Annotated in this window: 17 protein-coding genes; 11 read left to right on the top strand and 6 right to left on the bottom strand. The window is 60.4% G+C overall.

Annotated features, from left to right (window positions below; translation table 11 throughout):
• The 7 genes from fliD to JHD64_RS19845 form a co-directional block, all read left to right on the top strand.
• Positions 1-510 (top strand): flagellar filament capping protein FliD (gene fliD / locus JHD64_RS19815; protein WP_199055242.1); only part of this gene is annotated, 510 nt, incomplete at its 5' end.
• Between the two features lie 24 nt (positions 511-534).
• Positions 535-963 (top strand): flagellar export chaperone FliS, encoded by a 429-nt coding sequence (fliS, locus tag JHD64_RS19820; protein ID WP_199055244.1) that lies wholly within the window; start codon positions 535-537, stop codon positions 961-963.
• Positions 964-995: 32 nt separating this feature from the next.
• Entirely contained in the window at positions 996-1,313 is a 318-nt protein-coding gene (locus JHD64_RS19825) for a hypothetical protein (RefSeq protein WP_059284353.1), read from the top strand.
• A gap of 65 nt (positions 1,314-1,378) precedes the next feature.
• Positions 1,379-1,735 (top strand): DUF2802 domain-containing protein, encoded by a 357-nt coding sequence (locus JHD64_RS19830; RefSeq protein ID WP_199055245.1) that lies wholly within the window; start codon positions 1,379-1,381, stop codon positions 1,733-1,735.
• On the top strand, positions 1,732-2,778 hold the full coding sequence (locus JHD64_RS19835; RefSeq protein ID WP_059284355.1) for a flagellar hook-length control protein FliK: 1,047 nt from the start codon (positions 1,732-1,734) through the stop codon (positions 2,776-2,778). The genes JHD64_RS19830 and JHD64_RS19835 overlap by 4 nt, the downstream gene beginning before the upstream one ends.
• Positions 2,756-3,097, top strand: coding sequence for an EscU/YscU/HrcU family type III secretion system export apparatus switch protein (locus JHD64_RS19840; RefSeq protein WP_059284356.1), 342 nt, complete (start codon positions 2,756-2,758; stop codon positions 3,095-3,097). The genes JHD64_RS19835 and JHD64_RS19840 overlap by 23 nt, the downstream gene beginning before the upstream one ends.
• A gap of 106 nt (positions 3,098-3,203) precedes the next feature.
• The gene (locus JHD64_RS19845) at positions 3,204-4,070 is read left to right on the top strand and encodes an NAD(P)-dependent oxidoreductase (protein ID WP_199055246.1); all 867 of its coding nucleotides are present in this window, start codon (positions 3,204-3,206) and stop codon (positions 4,068-4,070) included.
• 239 nt (positions 4,071-4,309) lie between these two features.
• Here the strand turns inward: JHD64_RS19845 and JHD64_RS19850 are convergent, their stop codons facing one another.
• Positions 4,310-4,600 (bottom strand): DUF1272 domain-containing protein, encoded by a 291-nt coding sequence (locus JHD64_RS19850; protein WP_199055248.1) that lies wholly within the window; start codon positions 4,598-4,600, stop codon positions 4,310-4,312.
• 267 nt (positions 4,601-4,867) lie between these two features.
• Between JHD64_RS19850 and JHD64_RS19855 the strand changes: the two genes are divergently transcribed.
• A complete protein-coding gene (locus tag JHD64_RS19855) occupies positions 4,868-5,107 on the top strand; it encodes a hypothetical protein (protein ID WP_110313562.1) in 240 nt (79 codons plus the stop codon).
• Here the strand turns inward: JHD64_RS19855 and JHD64_RS19860 are convergent.
• The 3 genes from JHD64_RS19860 to JHD64_RS19870 form a co-directional block, all read right to left on the bottom strand.
• The gene (locus tag JHD64_RS19860) at positions 5,091-5,600 is read right to left on the bottom strand and encodes a hypothetical protein (RefSeq protein WP_199055250.1); all 510 of its coding nucleotides are present in this window, start codon (positions 5,598-5,600) and stop codon (positions 5,091-5,093) included. The genes JHD64_RS19855 and JHD64_RS19860 overlap by 17 nt on opposite strands.
• 216 nt (positions 5,601-5,816) lie before the next feature.
• Entirely contained in the window at positions 5,817-6,449 is a 633-nt protein-coding gene (locus tag JHD64_RS19865) for a hypothetical protein (protein WP_199055252.1), read from the bottom strand.
• Positions 6,450-6,667: 218 nt separating this feature from the next.
• Positions 6,668-7,534: a YicC/YloC family endoribonuclease gene (locus tag JHD64_RS19870; protein ID WP_059284362.1), complete on the bottom strand. Its 867-nt coding sequence runs from the start codon at positions 7,532-7,534 to the stop codon at positions 6,668-6,670.
• A 100-nt stretch (positions 7,535-7,634) separates the two neighbouring features.
• Here JHD64_RS19870 and JHD64_RS19875 point away from each other — a divergent pair, with 100 nt between their 5' ends.
• The 3 genes from JHD64_RS19875 to rph all read left to right on the top strand — a co-directional run bounded on the left by JHD64_RS19875 (position 7,635) and on the right by rph (position 10,341).
• Positions 7,635-8,603, top strand: coding sequence for a serine/threonine-protein kinase (locus tag JHD64_RS19875; RefSeq protein WP_059284363.1), 969 nt, complete (start codon positions 7,635-7,637; stop codon positions 8,601-8,603).
• Positions 8,604-8,613: 10 nt separating this feature from the next.
• Positions 8,614-9,507 (top strand): PP2C family serine/threonine-protein phosphatase, encoded by an 894-nt coding sequence (locus tag JHD64_RS19880; protein ID WP_059284364.1) that lies wholly within the window; start codon positions 8,614-8,616, stop codon positions 9,505-9,507.
• Positions 9,508-9,624: 117 nt separating this feature from the next.
• The gene (rph, locus tag JHD64_RS19885; RefSeq protein ID WP_059284365.1) at positions 9,625-10,341 is read left to right on the top strand and encodes a ribonuclease PH; all 717 of its coding nucleotides are present in this window, start codon (positions 9,625-9,627) and stop codon (positions 10,339-10,341) included.
• Positions 10,342-10,395: 54 nt separating this feature from the next.
• On the opposite strand, the gene JHD64_RS19890 is transcribed toward rph, so the two are convergent.
• Together JHD64_RS19890 and JHD64_RS19895 are read right to left on the bottom strand one after the other, a co-directional pair.
• The gene (locus JHD64_RS19890) at positions 10,396-11,205 is read right to left on the bottom strand and encodes a serine protease (RefSeq protein ID WP_199055253.1); all 810 of its coding nucleotides are present in this window, start codon (positions 11,203-11,205) and stop codon (positions 10,396-10,398) included.
• 88 nt (positions 11,206-11,293) lie between these two features.
• A partial coding sequence (locus JHD64_RS19895; RefSeq protein ID WP_199055254.1) for a hypothetical protein occupies positions 11,294-11,556 on the bottom strand: 263 nt, incomplete at its 5' end.

The raw sequence follows: 11,556 nt of genomic DNA on the forward strand, positions 1-11,556 counted from the left end.
GCCTACAATCAGGTGAAATCTGCGGTAGACTCGGCACGTTCCGGCAGTCTGAAGGCCAATGCATCGGTACTGTCCATCCAGCAAAAGCTGACCGGCATCCTGAGTACGCCGGTTCCGGGCGTGGATGCCAATTCTTCCTATGCCTACCTGTCGCAGGCCGGGATTTCCATTCAGAAGGATGGCACGCTCAAGCTGGACCAGACCGCCTTCAACAAGGCACTGAGCGCCAATCCCAGTGCGGTGGCCAATCTGTTTGGCAATACCGCCAGCACCGGCTTTGGTGATCGCCTGAGCAGAGCGGTGAATGATCTGCTCGGCCCCAATGGTGTGATTGAAACCAGCAAGACTTCCATCAATAGCCTGATTAGCTCAGAGACCAGCTATCAAACCAGCATGAGCGCCAAGCTGAGTGCACGGCAGGCTCAATATACCCAGCAATACACAGCGTTGAATGCCGTATTGTCGAAAATGCAGCAATCGACCAGCAACTTGTCCGGCCTGTTGGCCTAAGACAGATAGACACGGTAAAGAACCATGCTGAATTCCAAAATGCTAAAGCAGTTCAACAAGGCCTACGAAGATGATGCGCTAAAGGCGGCTGTGTATGGCGCCAGCCCAGTCGGCCTCGTCGTGCTGCTCTATGAAGGTGCCATCAAGGCCATCGGCCAGGCCACCTATGCCATCGAATCACAGCGCTACGATGAAAAGTCCAGGTTGGTCTCCAAGACCATCGACATCGTCGATGGCTTGCGAGAATCTCTGGATTTACAGCAAGACAATGAGGCGGTAAAAAACCTGAATGACCTCTACATCTACATGAAGCAGCGTCTGAGCACTGCCAACCTGAAGAATGATCCGGAAATCCTGGCGGAAGTGCGTCGCCTGCTGGAAACCATTCTGCCGGCCTGGCAAGAGCTCAATCGTTCCAGCATGTCGACCAGTACTGCCAGCAATGCCTACTGAGTCTGCCGCGCCAGTCACCATCAGGAGTTCCCATGAACACTAGCATCCAGCCCGCGCAAATCGATGCCATGCTCGCGCGGCTGGCGGATGCCCTGGCTGCCTGCGAGGCGCAGGATTTTGAATTGGTGACCCGGCTGGCCGCCCAGCAGGAAAGCGAACTGGCGGATTTGTTGCAGCAGTTGCAGCCCATTGCCGCCCACATTCCGGCAGAAACCCGCGCTAAGCTGCATCAGCTGGTGGCACAGCGCGAGCTGTTGCAACAACAGATTGCCGACTGGATTGCCCGCATGCGCGAAGAAATGCAAACCGTCAGCCAGAACAGCCGCCTGCTCAAGACCTATTCTTTGTAAGGCTGGCTTGGGTTGTCGCCGGTTTCACCATACACTTAGAAAAAGTGCAGCGTGAGGTTCACATCATGTCCGGTTCGCTCTTTTTCTACTTGGTCGGCTTGTTACTGCTGGGGCTGGCTGTCGCCTGCGGCTACCTCTACTGGCGTCTGCATCAGCTGGAAGGCCGGCGCGATAACCTGACAGCCATGTACCTGGATCAGCATCAGCAGCAGATCAGCGCCTTGCAGCGCGATATGGCCCGGCTTATGGCCCGGCTCGAACAACAGTCGCGCAGTGAGCCGGCCGTGCTCAGCCCCTACAACCAGGCCATCGAAATGATCAAGCAGGGCATGCCCGCCGCAGAAGTCGCGATGCAATGCGGCATTTCGCGCAGCGAAGCCGAACTGATCGTCTCGTTGTACCGCAATAATTCCACCTCATGATTCCATCCCTGCCGCCCGCGATCACCACCGGCACCCTGGCGCCGCAAACCGTTTCCTCCGTTCGCCTGTTGCTGGAGGGGGGACGGGCGCTGCTGGATGCCAGCGTACTGCCGGCCAAGCTGCCGCCATTGATGCTGGGCGAGCAGGTGGATGCCCAGGTTGTCGACAGCAAGGATAATGGCCAGCAGCTGTCGGTGCTGATCAAGAACAGCCTGTTCAACCTGATCGTGCCGCAAGGCATGACGGTCAGTGGCAATACCCTGTCGCTGAAAGTGGCGACACTGAGCCCGACTCTCAGCTTTGCCCTGCAGGAGCAGGGCAAGGAGATGGCGCAAGATGGCTCGGTCGAAGTGCAATTGAGCCCGGCTTCCAAGTACCTCACCGGCATGTTGCAGACCAGCAAGCCCGGCTTGCCGGCGGCCGATCTCAGCCTGGATGCCTCCACCCAGACCCCGGCCAATCTGGCACAGCATCTCAAGAACAATGTCAGCCAGAGCGGCTTGTTTTATGAATCTCACCTGAAGGAATGGCTGGATGGCCGTAACAGCCTGAACCAGGTGCAGCAAGAGCCGCAGTCGCGCCTGCTCAGCAAGCTGAATGACGAACTGGCCAGCAACGCTGCCAATAACAGCTCAGGTACGCTGAGTCCCAGAACCGTGGCGCCGGAACTGGCCAACCTGGTACAGCGCCAGCTGGATATCGTGGAAAACCAGCAGCTGCAGCTCAATGGCTATGCCTGGCCGGGACAGCCCATGCAATTGCAGATCCAGCAGGAAGAAACCCATGAGCGCACCGGCAGCCTTGGTGCTGACGAGGCGGGTGTGTGGAGTACTTCCTTGTCGCTCAAGCTGCCGGCCTTGGGCGGCTTGTCAGCACGGGTGCGGCTGGTGGGCCAGAATGTGCAGGTATCCTTTGTGGCGGAAGAAGACGAGGCCGGTGGCCTGATCCAGCAACATGCTGCGCAGTTGCAAAGCGGCATGGAAGCCGCCGGGCTGACACTGGCCAACCTGATGGTGAAACATGGCACAGTCTCCCAAGACTGAAGAAGGCCGCAAGTCGGCCGTTGCCCTGGCCTACCGCGAGGGACAGCGTTCACCTACCGTGGTAGCCAAGGGCTATGGCCAGCTGGCCGAGCGCATCATTGACCGGGCCAAGGATGCGGGTGTTTTCGTGCACGATTCGCCCGAGCTGGTGTCCTTGTTGATGCAGGTTGATCTGGACCGGCATATTCCTGAAGAGCTCTATCGCGCCGTCGCCGAAATTCTGGCCTTTGTCTATTTCCTGGAAAACAAGGCGACCGGTGCCGATTTCGAATTCGAATCCTGGTTGGCCGGGCGACGCAATCAACAGCCATCCGGTTGATGCCCTGCATGCCCGCTGGCCGTGTGCTTTATTCTCAATGCTTACCCTTCAAACCTGCGCTTTGCGCTAATCTTATGCTTTACCTTCGCATACAGCTGGAGTGGATATGAAAGTCGGTTATATCGGACTGGGCATCATGGGCCTGCCTTGCGTTTTGAACCTGTTGAAAGCCGGACATGCGGTCAGCGTCTGGTCGCGCCGGCCTGACAGCGCCGCAGCCGCACTGGCCGCCGGAGCCAGCTGGGCAGACAGCCCGGCACAACTGGCGGCCCAGGTGGAAGTGCTGGTCAGCAATGTCTCCGATACCGGCGATGTGGAACAGGTGCTGCTGGGTGAGCACGGCGCCGTGCATGGCGCGCAAGCGGGCTTGGTGTGCGTCGACATGAGCACCATTTCGCCGATTGGTGCGCGTGACATCGCTGCGCGTCTGGCCGCTGCTGGCGTGGATTTTCTGGATTGCCCGGTATCCGGTGGTCAGGTGGGCGCTGTGAATGGCAGTCTTACCATCATGGTGGGCGGCAAGGCCGAGGCGCTGGCCAAAGTACGGCCGGTACTGGAGGCCATGGGCAAGACCATCACCCATATCGGTGATTCCGGTGCCGGCCAGGTGGCCAAGGCCTGCAACCAGATTGCCGTTGGTGTGGGCGTGGCGGCGGTGGCCGAGGTCATGAAGCTGGCCAAGGCCTGCGGCGTTGACCCGGCACCGGTGCGCGAGGCGCTGCTGGGGGGCTTTGCCCAAAGCCGGGTACTGGATATCCATGGCCAGCGCATGATTGATGACAACTATGCCCCCGGTTTCAAGGCCCATTTGCATCTGAAAGACATGGGTATTGTGCTGGATACTGCCCGACAGCTGGGTATTCGACTGCCAGAAGCCGAGCGCGTAGCCGGCTTGATCGGCCAGCTGGTCGAGCAAGGCGAGGGCGAGCTGGACTCCGCCGCCATTGCCCGCCTGATCTGGCAGCAGAATTAAGCTGCTTGCCGGCTTGGCCGGCTCCGGGGCAGCTTGCCTGGCATGAGACGCAGAACCCCGCCTTGGCGGGGTTCTGTGCTTGCGCTGGGCCGGCGCTTGAGACCTGCTACCGCACCGGCGCCTCCTTGCCCTGAGCGGTTACGGTCTGCCTTGGCGTGCTGGGGCCGGGTTCTCGGCACAGTGTGGTCAGCGGCCGCAAGTCTGTGGGGCTGCTGCTGTGTCAGCAGGGCAGGGTCAGCTCAGTCCCGTTGCCGCGCTGCCAGCCACCGGGCGTGTGCCGCCAAGTCCACCGGGCGATACACCTCACGCTGGCTGGCCGGGTAGTGCTGCAGATCATTATCATGCCGGCCATGGCTGGCCGGGCGTAGCGGGCGCGGGCTGAAGCCACCGCCACAATTGGGACATACCTGCTGCAGCAAGGCCACGCAGTCTGCGCAAAAGGTACATTCGAATGAACAGATGCGCGCATCGGACGATTCGGGCGGCAGCGGTGTACGGCAGTGTTCACAGTTCGGGCGAAGTTCCAGCATGTTCAAGTCTCCTGATGATCCGTTCATAGCCTAACTGCCATGTCGGCGGCGGAACAGGTCAGGCCCGGACATGATGCCGCCAAAACCGGACAGCCTTGTCCGCAGGGCAGGGATGATCACGGTGGTGCCTCGCCGTGTGGCGGGGGATGGAGCGAGGTCGACCGGATTGGCTCGCGCTCGGCGCGCTGGCGCATTCCTGTGGCATGGATGGCTGAACGATATGCCGGTTGCGGCACTCTAACGCTGTCTGACAAGCAGGAGGCCGCCATGGATGCCATTGATATTCTGGTCCTGATGAAAAACCGCCAGCCGCCAGAACCCGTCAGCCTGTCCGCCATTCCCCTGCTCATGGCGCAGGCCATTGCCGAGGTTGCGGTGAAATTGACTGTGACGGAGCTGGACAAGCTGGTCAGCGTCGGTGCCGCCCTGTATGCCCACGAACAGGATGCATGCTTCAGCAGTGTCGCCGCCGACTTGCTGGCCAAGCAGCTTAACGAAGAGTCTTGAGTGGTTTGGCCGCAGGTTTTTCTGCTGGCTCGGGCAGGTACTGCACCAATAGTGCCAGTTGGGTCCGGTAGCCGTCCTCTTGCAGCAGACCCAGCCGCTCATGCCAGGTCAGGCTGTCACCGGCACGGCGCATGCCGCCGTTGCCACTGAGCAGAATCGCGGCACTGCCGCCATTGCGCCTTACCTGCTGGGCGATGGCGTGCAGCAGGCTGAGGTTGACATAGGGCTGGTCATAATTGCTGACACGCAGCATGCCCATGATGCGGTAGCGGTGTGGCGGATCGCCGGCATCCCATATTTCCACCCCGTCCACCAGCCGTTTGCTGCCACCTTCGCCATCGATCACCTTGTTGCCATTTCGATATTCGTAGCTGGTGTAGTCGGCGGTGGTGCAGGCCGCCAGCGACAGCACCAGCATGCTCAGCGCAGCCGCCAGGGCAGGTATGCTGCAGCGTAGCGGGCTCGGTAACGGGGCTGGCAAGGATTTCAACATCAAAGACGGATCCGGGGTGATAGTGTGGGCAAGCACGGATCGACATCCCTGCCGGGCAGCGCCGGCACTCAAGGCGGGATGTGCATGCGGGGAGCGTGTTGCCTGTGTTTGCTGCAGGCATCTTAGCGCGAGTGGGCAGGCGCGGGCGGCCTGCCGGCTGGTAAAGAAATGCAAAACCGCCTGCCGTGGCGGCTGCGAGTTTGCGCGCGGCCCTGCTCAGTCACTCCAGCAGCGCAGGCCATTGGCACGCATGAAGTCCGGATTCTGTAGCAGGGACTCGGCAAAAGCGCTGTTGGCAATCAGCTGCTCCCCCCGCCGCATGAAAAGGGCGCGCATCTGCAGCCCGATGGGCTGGCCAAATTTCTTGAAGCTGATCAGGTACTGGAGCCTGAATCCCGGCGGGCTGTTGGCCGGCACGTCGAGCGTGGCCTGGGTGGCCGGGCTGTCCCAGCCCTTGCCACAGCGGGTGATCAGCTCAAACAGGCTTTGTCCGTTGGCCAGACGGATGCGTTTGGAAAAGTAAACGGCAGTCCGCACTTCATCCACCCACTGCTTTTTCGCCAGATTGGCGTCTTCTGCCAGTGCCATATTGCGCGGTATGCGGGATTTCCTCACATCCGGATCGGCATGGATAAAACGATAAAAGCGGTCGGCCTCACGGCAATTGCCACATCCACCGGCTTGCAGGAAGGCCACTTCCTCGCGTGTTGCCGCCGCTACGATCGCCACCGGTGGTGATGGCGGGAGGTAGGGAACACTGTTGCTGGCCGGAATGGTGTTGAACCAGCTTCCCTCGCTACACCCGGCCAAGCCGATGCCTACCCCGATTGCCAACATGATCCGGCGCATGACTCATTCCTTTTGTGTGAGCCGGCATTCTAGGTGGCAAGCGTGGTGGATGAATAGCATCCCAGTGTAAAGATGGTACTGCGAGTGGCAACTGGCCGTGGCCAGGATGCGCTATTCGCCTGACTCAACGCAAAGCCAAGGACATTGCCACATGGAAAAAGCCCCGGGGTACGGGGCTTTTGCGGGGATGGTGCCACGGTGTGACACGACCTGAAAGTTTACTCAATATTCTGGATCTGCTCGCGCATCTGTTCGATCAGCACCTTGAGCTCGACCGAGGCCTGGGTGGTTTCGGTGGAGACCGATTTGGAGCCCAGGGTATTGGCTTCGCGGTTCAGTTCCTGCATCAGGAAGTCCAGGCGCTTGCCGGTCTGGCCGCCGGTCTTGAGGATGCGCTTGACTTCGCTCAGGTGGGTGGTGAGGCGCGATAGCTCTTCATCCACGTCGATCTTCTGGGCGAACAGGGCAAATTCCTGCTTGATGCGGTCATCCTCGACATTGCCCAGCGCTTCTTGCAGGCGGCCGGACAGCTTGTTCATATAGGACTCCAGGATCAGCGGCAGCTTGGGCTTGATGCTGGCGATGATGGCTTCCATCGAGCTGACGCGTTCTTGCAAGATGAGCTTGAGCTTCTCGCCTTCGCGGCCACGCGAGGCATTGAAGTCTTCTAGGGCGGTGGCCAGGCTTTGCAGGCAAAGCTGCTGCAATACTTCGGGTGGCAGCGAGTTGCTTTTCAGAATGCCAGGCCAGCGCAGCACTTCGCCAACGGACAGGCCCTTGGCCTGCGGGGCGCGCTGTTCCACCTGGGCGGCTACCTGCAGCAGGCTGTCCAGCGCCTGGGCGTTCAGTTCCAGCGTGGTGGTGTCGGTTTCCAGCTGGTTCAGGCCGACACGGCATTCCAGCTTGCCACGGGTCACGCGAGATGACACCATCTCACGCAGCTGCGGTTCGATGACGCGCAGCTCTTCCGGCAGGCGCATCTGTACATCCAGATAGCGGTGGTTGACGGCGCGGACTTCCAGGCTGAGCAAACCGCCAGGAAAGTCTCTGCTGATGGAGGCAAAGCCTGTCATACTTAGAATCATTGTGGGTCCCCGATAAGAGATGTCAGTAAAACGATAGCGGGCCCGAATTGCTGTTGTAGCTCAATTCCGTGCCAACGAACACTATAGCAACTGCCATGTCATGACTCAATCCAGCCAACTGACTGCCTTGCCGGTAGGCTATCGCCTGGCGGAATACACCATTGTCCGCCAACTGTCCGTGGGCGGCTTCAGCGTCGTCTATCTGGCGCTGGACGATGCCGACCGCAAATACGCCATCAAGGAGTATCTGCCGCGTAATCTGGCCGAGCGCGATGAGGAAGGCATGGTGACGGTGCCGCACGAGCTGGACCGCGATGCCTTCAATCTGGGCTTGAAGTGCTTTTTTGAAGAAGGCCGCATCCTGGCTGAAATCAGCCACAGCAATGTGGTGCATGTAAGCAATTTTTTCCGGGCCAACCAGACCGTGTACATGGTGATGGAGTATGCCGATGGCCGCTCGCTGGGGCGCGAGCTGGAGGTAAGCGGCGGCCGGATCGAAGAGCGACGCCTGCGCAAATGGTTTGCCGCGCTGTTGTCGGGCCTGCGCGAGGTGCATTTGCACCGGCTGCTGCATCTGGATATCAAGCCGGCCAATATCTACCTGCGCCGTGGCGGGCATCCGCTATTGCTGGATTTCGGTGCTGCACGGCAGACGCTGTCGCGGCGCGACAAGCATTTCGCCTCGATGTACACGCCCGGCTTTGCCGCGCCCGAACAATACGAGAAGGACCAGCCGCTGGGGCCGTGGACCGATATCTACGCCATTGGTGCCTGCCTGTATGTCTGCATGGGCGGCCATACCCCGCAAATCGCCGAGCAACGGCGCGAGGCCGACAAGCTGGTGCCGGCAAGCAAGCTGTTCCGCCATTATTATTCCAGAGAGTTGCTTGAATTGACGGATCAATGCCTGAACCTGGCTCCCGATGAGCGTCCGCCCAGTGTGATGGCGATTCAAAAGCGCCTGCTGGATGCCGATTACAGTGAGCCCGAACCGATGCCCGAATCCGCCCTGGCCGCCAAGCGGCTGGTGGGCTGGATCAAGGGGCTGGCCGGCGGCCGTTCTTCCTGAGGAGTTGTCGATGAAACTATCCATTTTTCAGGAAAGCCGGATCGGCGGCCGCAGCTACAACCAGGACCGCCAGGTGATTGCCCATTCGCGTGAGGCGGTGATGCTGGTGGTGGCCGATGGCATGGGTGGGCATTTGCAGGGCGAGGTGGCCGCCCAGATCACCATCGACCTGATGAGCGAACTGTTTTACCAGCAAGCCACGCCCACGCTGTCGCATCCCAACCGTTTCCTGGTCAATGCCATCAGTTCGACCCATCAGGCCATTCTGGACTACGCGGCGGACCAGCGCCTGCCGGAAATTCCCAGTACCACGGTGGTGGCAGCCATCATCCAGCAAGGTATGCTGTACTGGTGCCATGTGGGCGATTCGCGGCTGTATTTGCTGGATAACAAGCAGGGCATGCGTTTGCGCTCGCGCGATCACTCCCAGGTACAGCGGCTGATCGATCAGGGCAAGCTGACCGAAGAGGGGGCGCGCACCCACCCGGAACGCAACAAGATTTACAACTGCCTGGGTGCCACCAGCGATCCGGATATCGATATCGGTGAAAAGCAGTTCCTGCAAGCCGGCGCGTCCATCGTGCTGTGCTCGGATGGCTTGTGGTCGCAGATCAGTGATAGCGAAATGGAAAAGGTGTTCATCGGCCGCGCAGTGGGGCAGGTGATGCCGGCGCTGATGAATGTGGCCGAGCGCCGTGCCGGCAGTAGCGGTGACAATCTGTCGGCGGTGGCGATTACCCTGCTGGATGATGCTGCCGACATCAGTGGCAAGGCCGATGCGCTGGATACGCTGCTGACGCCGCCACGTCATGCCGGGCGGGTGATTCTGGACCCGAACCTGGAACTGATGCACAAGGAAATCCTGGCCAGCCGTGTGGCAGCGCCTTCCGGCAAGCAAAGCTGAGGGCTGCGCTGGCCATTTATCAACCCGGCGCTGCCCCATGGGCAGCGTTATTGTTTTCAGGCCGGTGGTGAGTGCAGAGCGCCTGCCACCTGATGCCGTTTTATATTGGAAAGAACAATGCGACCCTCACAACGCAATAGCGATGCCCTGCGCGAAATCCGCCTGACCCGCCATTACACCAAGCATGCCGAAGGTTCGGTACTGGTGGAGTTTGGCGATACCAAAGTCATCTGCACCGCCAGTGTGGATGAGTCGGTGCCCGGCTTCCTCAAGGGCAAGGGCAAGGGCTGGGTGACTGCCGAATACGGCATGCTGCCGCGCTCGACCGGCAGCCGCATGCGCCGGGAGGCGGCCGCTGGCAAGCAAAGCGGCCGCACCCAGGAAATCCAGCGCCTGATTGGCCGCTCGCTGCGGGCGGTGGTGGACATGGAAAAACTGGGCGAACGGCAGATCCAGATCGATTGCGACGTCATCCAGGCGGATGGTGGCACCCGCACCGCCAGCATTACCGGCGCTTTTGTGGCCCTGCACGATGCCATCAGTGGTCTGCTGGCCCAGGGCAAGCTGAGTGAAAGTCCCTTGCGCGATTTTGTTGCCGCCATCTCGGTGGGCATTCACCAGGGCGAGGTGGTGCTGGATCTGGATTATCTGGAAGACTCCGACTGCGAAACCGACATGAATGTGGTGATGACCGGCAACGGCCGCTTTGTCGAAGTGCAGGGGACGGCGGAGGGTGAGCCGTTTTCGGAAGAGGAAATGGCCAGCATGATGCGCCTGGCAAAGCAAGGCATTGCCGAGCTGATCAGCTTGCAGAAGCAGGCCCTGGGCGTGTAAGCCACCGCGCTTGCGGCGCTGCAGTAAGCACAAGGGGCCAGCTTGGCCCCTTGATCATTTCTTGCGCTTGCCTTGCTGGATGAACTGTTGCAGTTGCTGGTAGAACAGGGGGCTGGCGAGCGCCATATTGTCTTCCTTGTGGCGGCGAGCCGGGCTGGGCGCCGAGCTTTGTATGCCAACCAGCGTCATGCGGCCGTTGAGTCGCGCCAGCATGGGCGAGCCGCTATTGCCCTCCAGCGTGTCACAGCGGTGGGTCAGCCGGCCATCCGCCAGCAGGCCGGTGGCCTGGCAGTTGTTGTGCACCAGCAGGTGATTCAGGTCATCCAGCGGATATCCGCCATTGGTGACTTTCCAGTTGGCCGCCTGCAATTGTTGCTTCAGCGCCGCACTGTCGCCGGCAAAGACCGGTATCACCCCGCGGCTGCGTCCCAGTGGCTGGCTTAGCCGGACAAAGGCAAAGTCGCGGTTGGCGATTTTTTTCGGGATATACGTGCCATCCGGGCGGTGTTCCAGCCCGGCCAGAAAGCCCTTGTCGACCTGCACCTCGCTGATGCCGCTTTGCTCGGCATATTCATTGCCTGACAGCCCCACGGTAAAGCTGATGGCCGGGTCGAACTTGCCATGCTTGTTGATGAAGCAATGGCCTGCGGTGACGACCACATCCTCGGCCACCAGGGTGGCGGTGCACACCAGGTGGCTGCGGGTTTCCAGCTGGCCGACCGGCTGCCATTGTGCGCTGTCGGGGTTGGTCTTGACGCGTTCATCCTTGCCAAAAAACAGGATGAGCTGTTCGGCCGTGGGTTTGGCCTGTGCGGCGAGGGGAAGCAGACACAGACTCAGGGCAAGCAGGGGAGTGCGCAACATAGGGTCGTTTCCAATGCAATCGGGGCGCCGAAGCGCCCCGAAGGTAAGACGGACAGCCAACCGGGGTCAGCTGTCGTATCCGTGCAAATTACTTGGCAGCGGAAGCGGCTTTTTTAGCCTTTTTTGCCGGAGCGGAAGCTTCAGCAGCTTGGGCTTTCTGAGCGGAAGCGTCTGCTTTCTTGGCAGCGTGCTTTTTAGCGTGGTGCTTTTTGGCAGCGTGCTTTTTGGCCGGAGCGGAAGCGTCAGCAGCCTGAGCCTTTTGAGCGGAAGCGTCTACCTTCTTGGCAGCGTGCTTCTTGGCGTGCTTTTTGTGAGCTTTCTTGGCCGGAGCGGAAGCGTCAGCAGCCTGGG

The sequence above is a fragment of the Aquitalea sp. ASV15 genome, assembly GCF_016429115.1.
Lineage (GTDB): Bacteria > Pseudomonadota > Gammaproteobacteria > Burkholderiales > Chromobacteriaceae > Aquitalea > Aquitalea magnusonii.

Coding starts and splice junctions, on each gene's coding strand:
- JHD64_RS19840 (WP_059284356.1), top strand. CDS start 2,756: ATGGCACAGTCTCCCAAGACTGAAGAAGGCCGCAAGTCGGCCGTTGCC.
- JHD64_RS19830 (WP_199055245.1), top strand. CDS start 1,379: ATGTCCGGTTCGCTCTTTTTCTACTTGGTCGGCTTGTTACTGCTGGGG.
- JHD64_RS19865 (WP_199055252.1), bottom strand. CDS start 6,449: ATGCGCCGGATCATGTTGGCAATCGGGGTAGGCATCGGCTTGGCCGGG.
- JHD64_RS19835 (WP_059284355.1), top strand. CDS start 1,732: ATGATTCCATCCCTGCCGCCCGCGATCACCACCGGCACCCTGGCGCCG.
- JHD64_RS19875 (WP_059284363.1), top strand. CDS start 7,635: ATGACTCAATCCAGCCAACTGACTGCCTTGCCGGTAGGCTATCGCCTG.
- JHD64_RS19825 (WP_059284353.1), top strand. CDS start 996: ATGAACACTAGCATCCAGCCCGCGCAAATCGATGCCATGCTCGCGCGG.
- JHD64_RS19860 (WP_199055250.1), bottom strand. CDS start 5,600: ATGTTGAAATCCTTGCCAGCCCCGTTACCGAGCCCGCTACGCTGCAGC.
- JHD64_RS19850 (WP_199055248.1), bottom strand. CDS start 4,600: ATGCTGGAACTTCGCCCGAACTGTGAACACTGCCGTACACCGCTGCCG.
- JHD64_RS19870 (WP_059284362.1), bottom strand. CDS start 7,534: ATGATTCTAAGTATGACAGGCTTTGCCTCCATCAGCAGAGACTTTCCT.
- JHD64_RS19845 (WP_199055246.1), top strand. CDS start 3,204: ATGAAAGTCGGTTATATCGGACTGGGCATCATGGGCCTGCCTTGCGTT.
- rph (WP_059284365.1), top strand. CDS start 9,625: ATGCGACCCTCACAACGCAATAGCGATGCCCTGCGCGAAATCCGCCTG.
- JHD64_RS19890 (WP_199055253.1), bottom strand. CDS start 11,205: ATGTTGCGCACTCCCCTGCTTGCCCTGAGTCTGTGTCTGCTTCCCCTC.
- JHD64_RS19855 (WP_110313562.1), top strand. CDS start 4,868: ATGGATGCCATTGATATTCTGGTCCTGATGAAAAACCGCCAGCCGCCA.
- fliS (WP_199055244.1), top strand. CDS start 535: ATGCTGAATTCCAAAATGCTAAAGCAGTTCAACAAGGCCTACGAAGAT.
- JHD64_RS19880 (WP_059284364.1), top strand. CDS start 8,614: ATGAAACTATCCATTTTTCAGGAAAGCCGGATCGGCGGCCGCAGCTAC.